Raw genomic sequence first — 14,264 nt, 5'->3', positions numbered from 1 at the left:
CACTACATTTTTGACTGGAACACCAGCCCGGCGTGTTCGCGCAGCGCGTGGAACTTGATCTTGGGCCATTGCTGCTCGACGGCGCGCAGCGTGGCGCTGTGGTCCACCAGCAGCGTCGGCGCATCGACCGCGTCCAGCGCGACCCGATGGGCGTTGGCATCCATGAATTTTTTCAGCTCGTTCGGATCATCACTCGTCACCCAGCGCGCCAGGTTGAAGTTGCTTTGCATGATGCGTGCCTTGACGCCGTATTCATGCTCCAGCCGGTGCGCCACCACTTCAAACTGCAACTGGCCAACCGCGCCCAGCAGCAAGAGCGATCCGGCAATCGGGCGGAACACCTGGATCGCGCCTTCTTCGCCCAGCTGCGTCAGCCCGGCGCGCAGCTGCTTGCTTCGCAGCGGATCGGCCACCTCGACGGCGCGGAACATTTCCGGCGCAAAGAAGGGCAGGCCGGTGAACTGCAGCGCTTCGCCTTCGGTCAGCGTGTCGCCCAGCTGCAGCACGCCGTGGTTCGGGATGCCGATGATGTCGCCGGCAAACGCCGTGTCCAGCAGCTCGCGGCGCTGGCTCATGAAGCTCACCACCGTGTTGGGCCGGATTTCCTTGCCGCTGCGCACCACCTTGAGCTTCATGCCGCGCGTGAATTCGCCGCTGGCGACGCGCAAGAAGGCAATGCGGTCGCGGTGCGCCGGGTCCATGTTGGCCTGGATCTTGAACACCACGCCGGAAAATTTCTTTTCTTCCGGATGCACGATGCGCTGCATGGCCGGGCGGTCGGCCGGAGCCGGCGCCAGATCGACCAGCGCATCGAGCACTTCCTGCACGCCGAAGTTGTTGATGGCCGAACCGAAGAACATCGGCGTCTGCTTGCCCGCCAGGAATTCCTCGCGGTTGAATTCGGGCGACGCGCCTTCGAGCAGTTCCAGCTCGTCCTGCGCCTGGGTGAATTCGGCGCCAAAGCGCTTGGTGGCTTCGGCATTGTCCAGGCCGGCCAGGATTTCGTCGTCGCCGCCGGCCTTGTCCTCGCCGGGGCTGAAGACGCGCATGCGTTTTTCGCGCCGGTCATACACGCCGTGGAACAGCTTGCCCATGCCGACCGGCCAGGTGAAAGGCACGACGGCCATGCCGAGTTCGCGTTCGATCTCGTCCATGATGTTCATCGGGTCCTGCACCTCGCGGTCCATCTTGTTGACGAAGGTCAGGATCGGCGTGCCGCGCGCGCGGCAGACCTGCAGCAGGCGGCGGGTTTGCGGCTCGACGCCGTTGGCCGCGTCGATCACCATCAGCGCCGCATCGACGGCGGTCAGCACGCGGTAGGTGTCTTCGGAAAAATCCTGGTGGCCGGGCGTGTCGAGCAGGTTGATCACGCAGTCGCGGTATTCCATCTGCATGACCGACGAGGCGACTGAAATGCCGCGCTGCTTTTCGATTTCCATCCAGTCGGACGTAGCGTGACGCGCGGCCTTGCGTGCCTTGACGCTGCCGGCAATCTGGATGGCGCCCGAGAACAGCAGCAGCTTTTCAGTCAGCGTGGTCTTGCCGGCGTCGGGATGGGAAATGATGGCAAACGTGCGGCGGCGCTTGACTTGTTTGGCGATTTCAGTGGTTTCGGACATAACCGATGATTATCGGTGACAGGCATGGCCCCCACGCTCCCCACTTCGTGTGGTTCGCTGCCCCCCGAGGGGGCGCTGCGCCTGCAGCCCGGCAAAGCCGGTTCTGCGGCCCCGGCTTCTGAAGAAAACTGCCCCACGCTGGCCTTTGTTTTCCTGGCACCACCTTGGGTTCTTCGGGACAGTTAATCGGGCAAGCGCGCAAAACGCGGCTGGCTTACGCCGTCAATCACCACTTCCTCATTGAACATCGCCGCCGGCCGCACCCACAAGCTGCGCTCGCCATACAGCGCGCGGTACAGCGTCATCGGCTGCAGCGTTTCACTGTGGCGCACCGTGCCCACCACGTCGTACAGCATGCCCTTGTAATGCCGGTAGCGCCCGGTAGGGGTTTCGATGAGTGGCGGAAGGTGTTCTGGCATGGTCAATCGGTGCTGGAGAAAATGCCGGGTTCGGCAGTGGGACAATAGGGCGATGCATCCTAACGCCTTACTCGACTGTTGTACCGAGCTCCTCAAGCAGGTTCTTAAATTTGATCATCCCGCCGACATGGTGGTGTCGCGCTATTTCCGCGAAATGCGGCTTGGCCCACGCGAGCGGGCTACCGTCGCCGAAACCATCTACGGCGTGCTGCGCAAGAAAAACCTCTACGTCTACATGGCCCAGCATGGTTACGGCGTGCCCGAACGCCGGTTGGCCATCCTGGGCTTTGCCGCCCCGCGCGACTTTTTGCAGGGCGCGCTGACCGAGCAGGAGGAAGACTGGCTCTCGCGCTGCGACCAGGTCAAGCCGGCCGACTTGATGGAACTGCACCGCCACAACCTGCCGCAGTGGCTGGTCGAGCCGCTCAAAGCGCAGCTGGGCGATGATTTCTGGCCGCTGGTCGAAAGCCTGAACAAGCAGGCCGGACTCGATCTGCGCGTCAACACCTTGAAAGACAAACGGGCTGATGTGCAGAAGGAGCTTGCACGAGCAGCTATTAAAACCGTCGCAACGCCGTATTCGCCGTGGGGCTTGCGGTTGACCGACAAGCCGCAGCTGGCGAACGTGGATGCCTTCAAGCGCGGCGCCATCGAAGTGCAGGACGAAGGCTCGCAGTTGCTGGCGCTGCTGGTCGATGCCAAGCGCGGCGAGATGGTGGTCGATTTCTGCGCCGGCGCCGGTGGCAAGACGCTGGCGCTGGGCGCCTCCATGCGCACCACCGGCCGGCTGTATGCCTTTGACACTTCGGCGCACCGGCTGGCCGCGCTCAAGCCGCGCCTGGCGCGCAGCGGTTTGTCGAACGTGCATCCGGTGGCTATTGCGCATGAGCGCGACGACCGTATCAAGCGGCTGGCCGGCAAGATCGACCGGGTGCTGGTCGATGCGCCGTGTTCGGGCCTGGGCACGCTGCGGCGCAACCCGGACCTCAAATGGCGCCACAACCCCAAGGCGATCGAGGAACTGACGGCCAAGCAAACCGCCATCCTGCAAAGCGCCGCGCGCCTGGTGAAACCGGGCGGTCGGCTGGTGTATGCCACCTGCAGCATCCTGCGCCAGGAAAACGAGGCGATTGCCGAGGCTTTCAGCGCCGCCAACCCCGATTTCCAGGTGCTGGAAGCGGCGCCGCTGCTGACGCACCTGGGCGTCGAGCATGCCGAAAAACTCTGCCGGGGGCCCTACCTGCGGCTCTGGCCCTACCTGCACCAGACCGACGGGTTTTTTGCGGCGGTCTGGCAAAAGGCCTGAGGTTTCGTCTGCCGGGTGCCCCCTGGAGAAACAGGACTTGCCTTCTTGCTGAAAGCGGTTCCACCGCGTTGCTGCTGCCGCTTTCTGTATGAAGGGTCTTTGTAATTCAGGCGCATCAATTTATAATCAAAGGTTGTCTGGCGCCACCCTTGGAGACAAGCCTTGATTACGTGGCGGTCCTGGACTTATTCCAAAGGACTTTTATGTTTTTGTTCGATGCCGCTCTTGACTGGCTGGCTCATGGCCTGTTCGCCGCAAGCTGGTGGCAAATCGTGCTTTACGCGCTGGTGACGACTCACATCACCATTGTCAGCGTGACGCTGTATCTGCATCGCCATCAGGCGCACCGCTCGCTCGACCTGCATGCCATTCCTGCGCATTTCTTTCGCTTCTGGCTGTGGCTGGCCACTGGCCAAGTCACCAAGGAATGGGTTGGCGTTCACCGCAAGCACCATGCCAAATGCGAAACCATGGAAGACCCTCACAGCCCGCAGGCCCATGGCATCAAGACCGTGCTGTTCACCGGTGCCGAGCTGTACCGGGCCGAGACGAAAAACCTCGAAACCATCGCCAAGTACGGTCGCGGCACGCCCGATGACTGGATCGAACGCAACCTTTACACCCGCTACAGCTGGCAGGGCGTCGGCCTGATGCTGATCATCAACCTGGCGCTGTTCGGCGCGGCCGGGCTGAGCGTGTGGGCGGTGCAGATGATGTGGATTCCCATCACGGCGGCCGGCATCATCAACGGCATCGGACACTACTGGGGCTACCGCAATTTCGAGGCGTCCGATGCCAGCACCAATGTATCGCCGTGGGGCATCATCATTGGCGGCGAAGAATTGCACAACAACCACCACACCTATCCCACGTCGGCCAAGTTCTCGGTCAAGCCCTACGAGTTTGACATCGGCTGGGGTTATATCCGTGCCATGGAATTGGTCGGGCTGGCCGCTGTGAAAAAAGTGCCGCCAAGGCTCACGCTGGGCGTGGTGCAACCGGTGGCTGACGAGAAAACGCTCGAAGCCCTGATTGCCCACCGCTATGAGGTGATGGCCGGCTACGCCCGCGAATTGCGCCGCGCCGGCGAGGTGGAAATTGCCTTGCTGAAAGCCAAAAAAGCCGATGTCTCGATGTTGAAGCTGGCCAATCGCTGGCTGCACCGCGATGAAGACAAGGTGCCGGCAGCCGCCAGACCGCAAGTTGCCCAGGTGCGTGCCGAGTATCCGGTGCTCGACAAGATGGTCACGATGCGCGAGGAGCTGCGCCAGTTGTGGCTGAGCACGTCTGCATCGCGCGAGCAACTCGCTGCGGACCTTCAGGCCTGGTGCCATCGGGCTGAAGAAAGCGGCATCGCTGCGCTGCGCGAGTTCTCGATGAAGCTGCGTTCTGCCCGCGCTTGATCATTCTGCACTGACATTTTTGAAAATCGGCAAAGCCCCCGCAGCGAACCATCGCTGCGGGGGCTTTTTTTGTGCGTTGACCACGCACGGCAGGCAAGGAAAGTGGCAAGGCGCAGCTGCGCTCGCTGTGAATGCCCGTAATCCTTCCCGGCTGGCGCCCGGGTTGATCGACTCCAGGGCATAAAAAAACCCGCTGTGATGACAGCGGGTTTTTTTGGCAACACCGGAAGGAGTTGCGCGGGCGTCAAGCTGAATTACTTCAGCTTGATTTCCTTGTATTCCACATGCTTGCGTGCCTTGGGATCAAATTTCATGATCAGCATTTTTTCAGGGGTGGTTTTCTTGTTCTTGTCGGTCGTGTAGAAGTGACCGGTTCCGGCTGTCGATTGCAGCTTGATTTTTTCGCGTCCGCCTTTAGCCATGATAGTTCTCCTTAAACTTCACCGCGGGCACGAAGGTCCACCAGGACCGCATCGATGCCGTTTTTATCAATCAAGCGCAGGCCGGCTGCGGTGATGCGAAGGCGCAAGAAACGCTTTTCGCTTTCGACCCAGATACGGCGGTACTGCAGGTTGGGCATGAACCGACGCTTGGTTTTGTTGTTTGCGTGAGAAACATTGTTTCCCACCATCGGGCCTTTGCCCGTTACCTGACAGACGCGTGCCATGAGCGCACTCTCCGTAAAAAATTAGAAATAGGATGCTGATAAACCCGATAGGCCTGTGCTGGACAGACCCTACGAATGCTCAGCTAAGCCACAAATTATAGCCCGAAAACCAAAATAGCCGAAATCCGGCGTTTTGGCGGCCTGGGGAACGGGTAATCCGCTGCCAAGCCAGGAGGCTGATTTATTCGTTCTGCTCCAGAAACCGCTGGGCGTCCAGTGCGGCCATGCAGCCGGTACCGGCGCTGGTGATCGCCTGGCGGTACACATGGTCCTGCACATCGCCCGCCGCGAACACGCCCGGAATGCTGGTCATCGTGGCCATGCCCTGCAGACCACCGTGGGTAATGATGTAGCCGTCCTTCATCTCCAGCTGGCCGCTGAAGATATCGGTGTTCGGATGGTGGCCGATGGCGATAAAGCAGCCCTTGAGCGCGAGGTCCTGCGTGGCGCCGGTTTTCGTGCTTTTCAGCCGCACGCCGGTCACGCCGGATGCGTCGCCCAGCACCTCGTCGAGCGTCTGGTGCAATTGCAGCTCGATCTTTCCGCTGGCGACTTTTTCATGCAGCTTGTCGATCAGTATGGCTTCGGCCTTGAAGGTGTCGCGGCGATGCACCAGCGTGACCTTGCTGGCGATGTTGGACAGGTACAGCGCTTCCTCGACCGCCGTGTTGCCGCCGCCCACCACGCAGACTTCCTGCTCACGGTAGAAAAAGCCGTCGCAGGTGGCGCAGCCGGAGACGCCGCGTCCCATGAAGGCGGTCTCTGATTCCAGCCCCAGGTATTTGGCTGACGCGCCGGTGGAAATGATCAGCGTGTCGCAGGTGTAGGTGCCGCTGTCGCCTGTCAGCGTGAACGGGCGCTGGCTCAGGTCCACCTGGTTGATGTGGTCAAAAATGATTTCGGTCTTGAAACGCTCGGCATGCGCCAGGAAGCGCTGCATCAGCTCGGGCCCCTGGACGCCGTCGACATCGGCCGGCCAGTTGTCCACGTCGGTGGTGGTCATCAACTGGCCACCCTGCGCCATGCCGGTGATCAGCATTGGCTTGAGGTTGGCGCGCGCCGCATAAACGGCTGCGGTATAGCCAGCCGGGCCTGAGCCAAGAATGAGAACTCTGGATTGTTTCATGATGTAGCACCTGATAAGTAATGTTGGAACTCAGGTAGAGTCAGTTCGCGTCTATGTTCAGCAAGGTAAAAACTTTGACAGTATCTGTATTTTGTAAAAGCGCGGCCATTGTAAGAAATCGCCCGGCAGTTGTCGGCCATGGGGTTGAAGGGGCCAACGCATGACCTCCACCATGGTGTCCCGGCTGGAGCTGATCCGGCGCGTGCCCCTTTTTTCAATGCTGACCACCAGCCAGGCAGTGTTGGTTGCCGATGCCGTGGTGAAGCAGCGCTACCGCAAAGGCGAGACCATTCTTGAGCAGGGACAAAAATCCTGCGCCCTGACGATTTTGCTGACCGGCCGCGCGCGCGTGGTGAGCCGCGATGCGCGTGGGCGCGAAGTGATCCTGGCGACGTTGCGCCCCGGTGATTACGTCGGCGAAATGAGTCTGATCGACCAGTCGCCGCACTCGGCGTCCGTCGTCGCCGAGGTGCAGACCGATACGCTGGTGATGGACCAGCTGGCGTTCACGCGCTGCCTTCCCGAGAGCGACTCGATGGCCTACGCGATGCTCAAGGGACTGGTGCATCGTCTGCGCCAGGCGGACCGCAAGATCGAGTCCCTGGCCCTGATGGATGTGTACGGCCGGGTGGCCGGCGCACTGCTCGACTTCGCCGCAGAGGCCATGCCCGGCGCCGACGGCGCGGCAATGATTCGCGGCAGGGTGTCGCGCCAGGACGTGGCGAAAATGGTCGGTGCTTCCCGCGAGATGGTCAGCCGGGTGATGAAGGACCTGGAGGAGCGCGGCTTCATCGAAACGCAGGACGACGGTTCGCTGCTGGTGAGGCCGCACCTGGATTCGCTGGTCTGACCGCACGCGCTTACAGTCAGGGGCCTGCCCCGACCTGAAAGCTTCACCCAACTGCGTTAAGCTCCAAGACCCGTTTATGACTTACTCGCTAGATACCCTGAACTCCAGAAATTCTCCTGCTGCGGGCGCGCCCGGCGGCTTTAAACGTGTAGCCCGCGAAGTTGGCCTGATCCTGGGGCTGGTCGGCCTGATTCTCTGGATGGCCGCCTTGCTGAGCTACTCGCCGCAGGATGCGGCCTGGTCAACCTCGGGTAACCCGGACGCCGCCAGCGGCACGCTGGTGGCTGCCAGGAACTGGGGCGGCCACCTGGGCGCCTGGCTGGCCGATGCCAGCTACTTCTTGCTGGGCTTTTCGGTCTGGTGGGCGCTGGCAGCCGGCGGCTGGGTCTGGCTGACGTCGGTGACGCGCGGTTTGCGCCGCGATGTGCTGTCGCCCGAACCCGCCGCGAGCCGCCTCCGGTTCTGGCTCGGGCTGCTGCTGCTGCTTGTGGCCAGTGCCGCGCTGGAATGGTCGCGCCTGTACCGCTTCGAGTTCAGGCTGCCTGGCCATGCAGGCGGCGTGATAGGTTATGTGCTCGGCAACCTGGGCGTCAAATGGCTTGGGTTTGCCGGATCGGGCCTGGTATTCATTGCGCTGAGCCTGATTGCCGTGGCCAGCGTCTTCAATTTTTCCTGGGCCCGCGTGGCCCTGCGCCTGGGCGCCAGGATAGACAGCGTCGTGGCCCTGCGCCGCGAAAAGCGCGAGCTGGCGCAGGATCTCGCGGTGGGCAAGCAAGCGCTCCGCGAACGCGAGGAGACGCTGAGCGATGAACGCATAGAGATCGGGGCACACCACCCGGTGCCGATCATCATCAATCAGCCGGTGGTTGAACTGCCGAAAATCGAGCGCCCCGCCAAGTCCAAACCAGGCGTGCCGGCAAGCGCCACGGCCACTGTGGCAGCCGCCACGCCGGCCGCCCATTCGCCCCCCGTGTCCGGGGTGACACATGTCCCTGCCGCTCCGACTTTTCTGGCCGCTGCGCCCTCGTCGCAAACAGATTCCCATTTGCCACAGGTCAGCCTGCTCGACACCGCCCTGCTGCGGCAGGAAAGCGTCGCGTCCGAAACGCTGGAAATGACCTCGCGGCTGATCGAGAAAAAGCTCAAGGATTTTGGCGTCGAAGTGCGGGTTGTCGCCGCAGCGCCCGGCCCGGTGATTACCCGTTATGAAATCGAACCCGCCACCGGCGTCAAGGGCTCGCAGGTCGTTACCCTGGCCAAGGATCTGGCGCGCGCCCTGAGCCTGGTGTCGATCCGCGTGATCGAGACCATTCCAGGCAAGAACTACATGGCGCTGGAATTGCCCAATGCCAAGCGGCAGATGATCAAGCTCAGCGAAATCCTGGGCTCCAAGGTCTACCACGATGCCACCTCGCTGCTGACCATGGGTCTGGGCAAGGACATTGCCGGCCATGCGGTCGTTGCCGACCTGGCCAAGATGCCGCACTGCCTGGTCGCCGGCACCACCGGTTCGGGCAAGTCGGTGGGCATCAACGCGATGATTTTGAGCCTGCTCTTCAAGGCCGATCCGCGCGACGTCCGGCTGCTGCTGATCGACCCGAAGATGCTGGAAATGAGCGTCTATGAAGGCATTCCGCACCTGCTGGCGCCGGTCGTCACCGACATGCGCCAGGCGGCCCATGGCCTGAACTGGTGCGTGGCCGAAATGGAAAAGCGCTACAAGCTGATGAGCAAGCTCGGCGTGCGCAACCTGGCCGGCTACAACGCCAAGATCGACGAGGCCAATGCCAGCGAGGAATTCATCTACAACCCCTTCAGCCTGACGCCCGACGAGCCCGAGCCGCTGGAGCGTCTGCCCTACATCGTCGTGGTGATCGACGAGCTGGCCGACCTGATGATGGTCGTCGGCAAGAAGATCGAGGAGCTGATCGCGCGCCTGGCGCAAAAGGCCCGTGCCGCCGGCATCCACCTGATCCTGGCGACGCAACGCCCCAGCGTCGATGTGATCACCGGCCTGATCAAGGCCAACATTCCGACGCGCCTGTCCTTCCAGGTCAGCAGCAAGATCGACAGCCGCACCATTTTGGACCAGATGGGCGCCGAGGCCTTGCTGGGCATGGGTGACATGCTTTACATGCCGAGTGGTACAGGCTATCCAATTCGCGTGCATGGTGCGTTTGTGAGTGACGAGGAAGTACACCGGGTCGTGTCCTACCTCAAGCAACAGGGAACGCCCAATTACATCGACGGCGTGCTCGAAGGCGGCACGGTCGAAGGCGAGGGCGGCGACCTGTCGGGCGATGCGGGCGGCGAGAAAGACCCGATGTACGACCAGGCGGTGGAAGTGGTGCTGAAAAACCGCAAGGCCAGCATTTCCCTGGTGCAGCGTCACCTCAAGATCGGCTACAACCGCGCCGCGCGGCTGGTCGAGGACATGGAAAATGCCGGGCTGGTCAGCGCCATGAGCGGCAGCGGCCAGCGTGAAATTCTGGTGCCCGCAAGGGCGGAGTGATGTCGATGAAACGCTTTTTTGCTACTTTATTCATAGCTGGTTGCGTCCATGCAGCCTGCGCAAACGGCCTGGAAAGCCTTGAATCCTTCGTTGGGACGGTGAGCAGCGGCCGAGCCGAGTTCACCCAGGTGGTCACTGCACCGGCCCGGGAAGGCCAGGCGCCGCGCAGCAAGACCTCCAGCGGCACCTTCGAATTCTCGCGCCCGAACCGCTTCAAGTTTCTCTACCAAAAGCCTTTCCAGCAAAGCATCGTGGCCGACGGCCAAACACTCTGGCTCTATGACACCGACCTGAACCAGGTCACGGCGCGCAAGCAGTCTGCGGCGCTGGGCTCGACACCCGCCGCCTTGATTGCCGCCGCGCCCGACCTGCGCGCGCTGCAGGCCGATTTCACGCTTGCCGCCGCGCCTGCAAAGGACGGTCTGGAATGGGTGGTGGCCACGCCCAGGGCAAAAGACGGCCAGTTGCAGGCGGTGCGCGTCGGCTTTCGTGCCGGAGAGAAGCCAGCCGCGTTGGCAGCACTCGAAATTCTTGACAGCTTCGGCCAGCGCTCGGTGCTGAGCTTCAGCAAGGTCGAGGTCAACCCAAGCCTGTCCAAAGACGCGTTCCAGTTCAATCCGCCCAAGGGCGCGGATGTGATCCGGCAGTAAACCGGCTGCCTTGCCGCGCAGGGCTGCTGTCAGCAGCGTGGCAGCAGCCAAAGCAAGGCGCCTATTTCATGGCCAAGTCCACCACATCGTCTCATCCCCCCCTGGCCGAGCGGCTGCGGCCGAAGAACCTGGGTGAAGTCATCGGCCAGCAGCATTTGCTGGGCGACGGCCTGCCGCTGCGTATTGCTTTTGAGTCAGGCGAGCCGCACAGCTGCATCCTGTGGGGACCGCCCGGCGTGGGCAAGACCACCATTGCCCGGCTCATGGCGAGCAGTTTCGACGCGCATTTCATCACTATTTCCGCCGTGCTTGGCGGCGTCAAGGACATCCGCGAGGCGGTCGAGCAGGCGACGATCTGGCAGGCGCAGGGCGGGCGGCGCACCATTGTGTTTGTCGACGAGGTACACCGCTTCAACAAAAGCCAGCAGGACGCCTTCCTGCCGCACGTCGAAAGCGGCCTGTTCACCTTCATTGGCGCGACCACGGAAAACCCTTCTTTTGAAGTGAATTCGGCCCTGCTGTCGCGTGCGGCGGTCTATGTGCTGCAGCCGCTGACGGAAGAAAATCTAAGGCAATTATTGGACCGTGCGCTTGACCAGCATGAGATTGCAGCTATTGAAAGCATAGCGAATGAAGCTGCCGTCCGCCTCGTGTCCTATGCCGATGGCGATGCCCGGCGGTTGCTCAATACACTCGAATCGCTTGGCGTCGCCGCCAGAGCCGAAAAGATCACCGAGGTGACAGATGCCTGGCTGCTCAAGGTGCTGGGCGAGCGCCTGCGCCGCTACGACAAGGGCGGCGAGCAGTTCTACGACACCATTTCGGCACTGCACAAGTCGGTGCGCGGCTCGGACCCCGATGCCGCACTGTACTGGTTCATGCGCATGCTCGACGGCGGTGCCGAGCCCAAATACATGGCGCGCCGCCTGATCCGCATGGCCAGCGAGGACATCGGGCTGGCCGACCCGCGCGCGCTGCGCCTGGCGCTCGATGCCGCCGAGGTCTATGAACGGCTCGGCTCGCCCGAGGGCGAACTGGCGCTGGCGCAATGCGTGGTGTACCTGGCGGTTGCGCCCAAGTCGAATGCGCTTTACAAGGCCTTCAACGAGGCCAAGGCCTTCATCAAGCAGGACGGCACCCGGCCGGTGCCTCTGCACCTGCGCAATGCACCGACAAAGCTCATGAAGCAGCTCGACTACGGCAAGAACTATCGTTATGCGCATGACGAGGAGGGCGGTTTTGCGGCCGGGGAAAACTACCTGCCTGAAGGCATGGCCGCGCCGGGCTTTTACCGCCCCGTCAACCGCGGCCTGGAGATCCGGATCGCCGATAAGCTCAATGAACTGAAGGCAAAAAACCATCAGAAGAACTGATGCGCTCGAAATCCCGCTGATACAGGCGGATTCCGCCAAAAAATGCGAATTCGCCAAGGGTTTACCCCGGAAAAACGGCTTCGCTGGCGCGATTCTCGCTAGAAACCAGTCGCTACAATTCGCCCATTAGCTCGCCACCTCCCCCGGTCATCTCACCGGAGACAGGCGGGCTTTTTGTTAACTCGCGTGTTTTCATGGTGATCCCGTGCAAGCACGACGCCGGCAGAGTTGGCTCATTCAAACAAACGGAGCGAATATGGAAGTTTTGCTACAGCAAATCATCAACGGACTGGTCCTGGGCAGCATGTATGCCCTGATCGCCCTGGGCTACACCATGGTGTACGGCATCATCAACCTGATCAATTTTGCGCATGGCGAGGTACTGATGGTCGGCGCGCTGACCAGCTGGACCATCATCCGCTGGATGCAGGAAGCCATGCCCGGCGCGCCCGGCTGGCTGGTGCTGCTGATTTCGCTCCTGATTGCCTTCATCGTCTGCGCAGCGCTGAACTTCACGATTGAAAAGGTTGCCTACCGCCCGCTGCGCAACTCGCCCAAGCTGGCCCCCCTGATCACAGCCATCGGCATGTCGCTGCTGCTGCAGACGCTGGCCATGATCATCTGGAAGCCCAACTACAAGCCTTATCCGACGCTGCTGCCGCCCGAGCCTTTCCAGATTGGCGGCGCTGTGATTACCGTGACGCAATTGTTTATCCTGGGCACCACCGCCGTGTCGCTGTCGATCCTGATGTGGCTGGTGCATTACACCAAGCTCGGCCGCGCGATGCGCGCCACGGCCGAGAACCCGCGCGTCGCCGCCTTGATGGGCGTACGCCCCGACACCGTGATTTCCGCGACCTTCATCATCGGCGCCATCCTGGCCGCGCTGGCCGGCGTCATGTACGCCTCCAACTACGGCACAGTGCAGCACACCATGGGTTTCCTGCCCGGCCTCAAAGCCTTCACCGCCGCCGTGTTCGGCGGCATCGGCAACCTGGGCGGAGCGGTGCTCGGCGGCATCCTGCTGGGCCTGATCGAGGCGATTGGCGCCGGCTACATCGGCCCGCTGACCGGCGGCGTGCTGGGCAGCCAGTACTCCGACATCTTTGCCTTCATCGTGCTGATTTTTGTGCTCACGCTGCGCCCCTCGGGCCTGCTGGGTGAACGTGTGGCGGACCGGGCCTGAGGCCGGGCAATCAACCGATCCACAAGGAGAAAATTGATGAAAACCAAAAAAATTGCGACCTTTTTGATCGTGGCGCTGGCCTTGCTGGTGCTGCCTTTGCTGCTGCAACAGGGCGGCAACGCCTGGGTGCGCATCGTCGACATGGCGCTGCTGTATGTGCTGCTGGCCCTGGGCCTGAACATCGTGGTCGGCTATGCCGGCCTGCTTGACCTGGGCTATGTGGCCTTCTTTGCCGTCGGCGCCTACCTGTTTGCCCTGCTCGGCTCGCCGCACCTCGCCGAGGCCTTTCCCTGGGTCGCGGCCAATTTCCCCGAAGGGCTGCACCTGCCCATCTGGGCGACCATTCCGCTGGCGGCCGCGCTGGCCGGCCTGTTCGGCGTCATGCTGGGCGCACCCACGCTCAAGCTGCGCGGCGACTACCTGGCCATCGTCACACTGGGCTTTGGCGAGATCATCCGCGTGTTCCTGAACAACCTGGACCGCCCGATCAACCTGACCAACGGCCCCAAGGGCATCAACCAGATCGACTCGATGAAGTTCTTCGGCTTCGACCTGGGCAAGTCGCATTCGTTCTTCGGCATCGAATTCACCTCGGTGTCGATGTACTACTACCTGTTCCTGGCGCTGGTGATTGTTTCAGTCATCATTTGCGACCGGCTGCAAAAGTCGCGCATCGGACGCGCCTGGATGGCGATCCGCGAGGACGAGATCGCCGCCAAGGCCATGGGCATCAACACCCGCAACATGAAACTGCTGGCCTTCGGCATGGGCGCCACGTTTGGCGGCGTGTCGGGCTCGATGTTCGCGGCCTTCCAGGGCTTTGTCTCGCCCGAATCGTTCAGCCTGATGGAGTCGATCATGATCGTCGCCATGGTGGTGCTGGGCGGCATCGGGCACCTGCCCGGCGTCATCCTGGGGGCGCTGCTGCTGGCCGCGCTGCCCGAGGTGCTGCGCCACGTAGCCGGGCCGCTTCAGGCCATGACCGATGGCCGGCTGGACTCGTCCATCCTGCGCCAGCTGCTGATCGCCCTGGCCATGATCACCGTCATGCTGATGCGCCCGCGCGGCCTGTGGCCGTCGCCCGAGCACGGCAAGTCGCTGAACAAGCGCCCCGGCAAAGACCCCATCCAGTCCATCAACCCTTAAGGAGAAT

General features: G+C 62.2%; 13 protein-coding genes. 8 read left to right on the top strand and 5 right to left on the bottom strand.

Annotated elements, in window-relative coordinates; genetic code table 11:
• Positions 1-2: 2 nt before the first annotated feature.
• Together GZ092_RS04670 and GZ092_RS04665 are read right to left on the bottom strand one after the other, a co-directional pair.
• Complete coding sequence (locus GZ092_RS04670; RefSeq protein ID WP_293634843.1) at positions 3-1,619, bottom strand: peptide chain release factor 3; 1,617 nt, start codon at positions 1,617-1,619, stop codon at positions 3-5.
• A 182-nt stretch (positions 1,620-1,801) separates the two neighbouring features.
• Positions 1,802-2,038 carry a DUF1653 domain-containing protein gene (locus tag GZ092_RS04665; protein ID WP_293634841.1) on the bottom strand — a complete coding sequence of 79 codons (237 nt, stop codon included), beginning with the start codon at positions 2,036-2,038 and terminating at the stop codon, positions 1,802-1,804.
• Positions 2,039-2,090: 52 nt separating this feature from the next.
• Between GZ092_RS04665 and GZ092_RS04660 the strand changes: the two genes are divergently transcribed.
• Both GZ092_RS04660 and GZ092_RS04655 read left to right on the top strand, forming a co-directional pair.
• Positions 2,091-3,344 (top strand): RsmB/NOP family class I SAM-dependent RNA methyltransferase, encoded by a 1,254-nt coding sequence (locus GZ092_RS04660; protein WP_293634839.1) that lies wholly within the window; start codon positions 2,091-2,093, stop codon positions 3,342-3,344.
• 203 nt (positions 3,345-3,547) lie between these two features.
• Positions 3,548-4,747, top strand: a complete 1,200-nt coding sequence (locus GZ092_RS04655; protein ID WP_293634837.1) for a fatty acid desaturase — start codon at positions 3,548-3,550, stop codon at positions 4,745-4,747.
• Positions 4,748-5,001: 254 nt separating this feature from the next.
• On the opposite strand, the gene rpmG is transcribed toward GZ092_RS04655, so the two are convergent.
• The 3 genes from rpmG to trxB form a co-directional block, all read right to left on the bottom strand.
• Entirely contained in the window at positions 5,002-5,169 is a 168-nt protein-coding gene (rpmG, locus tag GZ092_RS04650; protein WP_011802584.1) for a 50S ribosomal protein L33, read from the bottom strand.
• Positions 5,170-5,180: 11 nt separating this feature from the next.
• Positions 5,181-5,414, bottom strand: a complete 234-nt coding sequence (gene rpmB, locus GZ092_RS04645; protein WP_196864109.1) for a 50S ribosomal protein L28 — start codon at positions 5,412-5,414, stop codon at positions 5,181-5,183.
• 181 nt (positions 5,415-5,595) lie between these two features.
• Entirely contained in the window at positions 5,596-6,540 is a 945-nt protein-coding gene (trxB, locus tag GZ092_RS04640) for a thioredoxin-disulfide reductase (protein WP_293634822.1), read from the bottom strand.
• A gap of 160 nt (positions 6,541-6,700) precedes the next feature.
• Between trxB and GZ092_RS04635 the strand changes: the two genes are divergently transcribed.
• From GZ092_RS04635 to GZ092_RS04610, 6 genes are all read left to right on the top strand, one after another.
• Positions 6,701-7,390 (top strand): Crp/Fnr family transcriptional regulator, encoded by a 690-nt coding sequence (locus tag GZ092_RS04635; protein ID WP_293634820.1) that lies wholly within the window; start codon positions 6,701-6,703, stop codon positions 7,388-7,390.
• A gap of 76 nt (positions 7,391-7,466) precedes the next feature.
• Positions 7,467-9,902, top strand: coding sequence for a DNA translocase FtsK (locus tag GZ092_RS04630; RefSeq protein ID WP_293634818.1), 2,436 nt, complete (start codon positions 7,467-7,469; stop codon positions 9,900-9,902).
• 5 nt (positions 9,903-9,907) lie between these two features.
• The gene (gene lolA / locus GZ092_RS04625) at positions 9,908-10,552 is read left to right on the top strand and encodes an outer membrane lipoprotein chaperone LolA (protein WP_293634816.1); all 645 of its coding nucleotides are present in this window, start codon (positions 9,908-9,910) and stop codon (positions 10,550-10,552) included.
• 68 nt (positions 10,553-10,620) lie between these two features.
• Positions 10,621-11,925: a replication-associated recombination protein A gene (locus GZ092_RS04620; protein ID WP_293634814.1), complete on the top strand. Its 1,305-nt coding sequence runs from the start codon at positions 10,621-10,623 to the stop codon at positions 11,923-11,925.
• 256 nt (positions 11,926-12,181) lie between these two features.
• Positions 12,182-13,111: a branched-chain amino acid ABC transporter permease gene (locus GZ092_RS04615; RefSeq protein ID WP_293634812.1), complete on the top strand. Its 930-nt coding sequence runs from the start codon at positions 12,182-12,184 to the stop codon at positions 13,109-13,111.
• 36 nt (positions 13,112-13,147) lie between these two features.
• Entirely contained in the window at positions 13,148-14,257 is a 1,110-nt protein-coding gene (locus GZ092_RS04610; protein ID WP_293634810.1) for an ABC transporter ATP-binding protein, read from the top strand.
• The last annotated feature ends 7 nt before the right edge of the window (positions 14,258-14,264 follow it).

It is taken from the genome of Polaromonas sp., from assembly GCF_010365105.1.
In the GTDB taxonomy this organism is placed as follows: domain Bacteria; phylum Pseudomonadota; class Gammaproteobacteria; order Burkholderiales; family Burkholderiaceae_C; genus Polaromonas.
The sequence above is the reverse complement of the archived record's forward strand: the minus strand, read 5'-3'. Positions and strand labels throughout refer to the sequence as shown.

Excerpts from the sequence above, each read along its gene's own strand:
- lolA (WP_293634816.1), top strand. The coding sequence starts at position 9,908 with ATGAAACGCTTTTTTGCTACTTTATTCATAGCTGGTTGCGTCCATGCA.
- GZ092_RS04635 (WP_293634820.1), top strand. The coding sequence starts at position 6,701 with ATGACCTCCACCATGGTGTCCCGGCTGGAGCTGATCCGGCGCGTGCCC.
- GZ092_RS04610 (WP_293634810.1), top strand. The coding sequence starts at position 13,148 with ATGAAAACCAAAAAAATTGCGACCTTTTTGATCGTGGCGCTGGCCTTG.
- trxB (WP_293634822.1), bottom strand. The coding sequence starts at position 6,540 with ATGAAACAATCCAGAGTTCTCATTCTTGGCTCAGGCCCGGCTGGCTAT.
- rpmG (WP_011802584.1), bottom strand. The coding sequence starts at position 5,169 with ATGGCTAAAGGCGGACGCGAAAAAATCAAGCTGCAATCGACAGCCGGA.
- GZ092_RS04660 (WP_293634839.1), top strand. The coding sequence starts at position 2,091 with ATGCATCCTAACGCCTTACTCGACTGTTGTACCGAGCTCCTCAAGCAG.
- GZ092_RS04655 (WP_293634837.1), top strand. The coding sequence starts at position 3,548 with ATGTTTTTGTTCGATGCCGCTCTTGACTGGCTGGCTCATGGCCTGTTC.
- rpmB (WP_196864109.1), bottom strand. The coding sequence starts at position 5,414 with ATGGCACGCGTCTGTCAGGTAACGGGCAAAGGCCCGATGGTGGGAAAC.
- GZ092_RS04620 (WP_293634814.1), top strand. The coding sequence starts at position 10,621 with ATGGCCAAGTCCACCACATCGTCTCATCCCCCCCTGGCCGAGCGGCTG.
- GZ092_RS04630 (WP_293634818.1), top strand. The coding sequence starts at position 7,467 with ATGACTTACTCGCTAGATACCCTGAACTCCAGAAATTCTCCTGCTGCG.
- GZ092_RS04665 (WP_293634841.1), bottom strand. The coding sequence starts at position 2,038 with ATGCCAGAACACCTTCCGCCACTCATCGAAACCCCTACCGGGCGCTAC.
- GZ092_RS04670 (WP_293634843.1), bottom strand. The coding sequence starts at position 1,619 with ATGTCCGAAACCACTGAAATCGCCAAACAAGTCAAGCGCCGCCGCACG.
- GZ092_RS04615 (WP_293634812.1), top strand. The coding sequence starts at position 12,182 with ATGGAAGTTTTGCTACAGCAAATCATCAACGGACTGGTCCTGGGCAGC.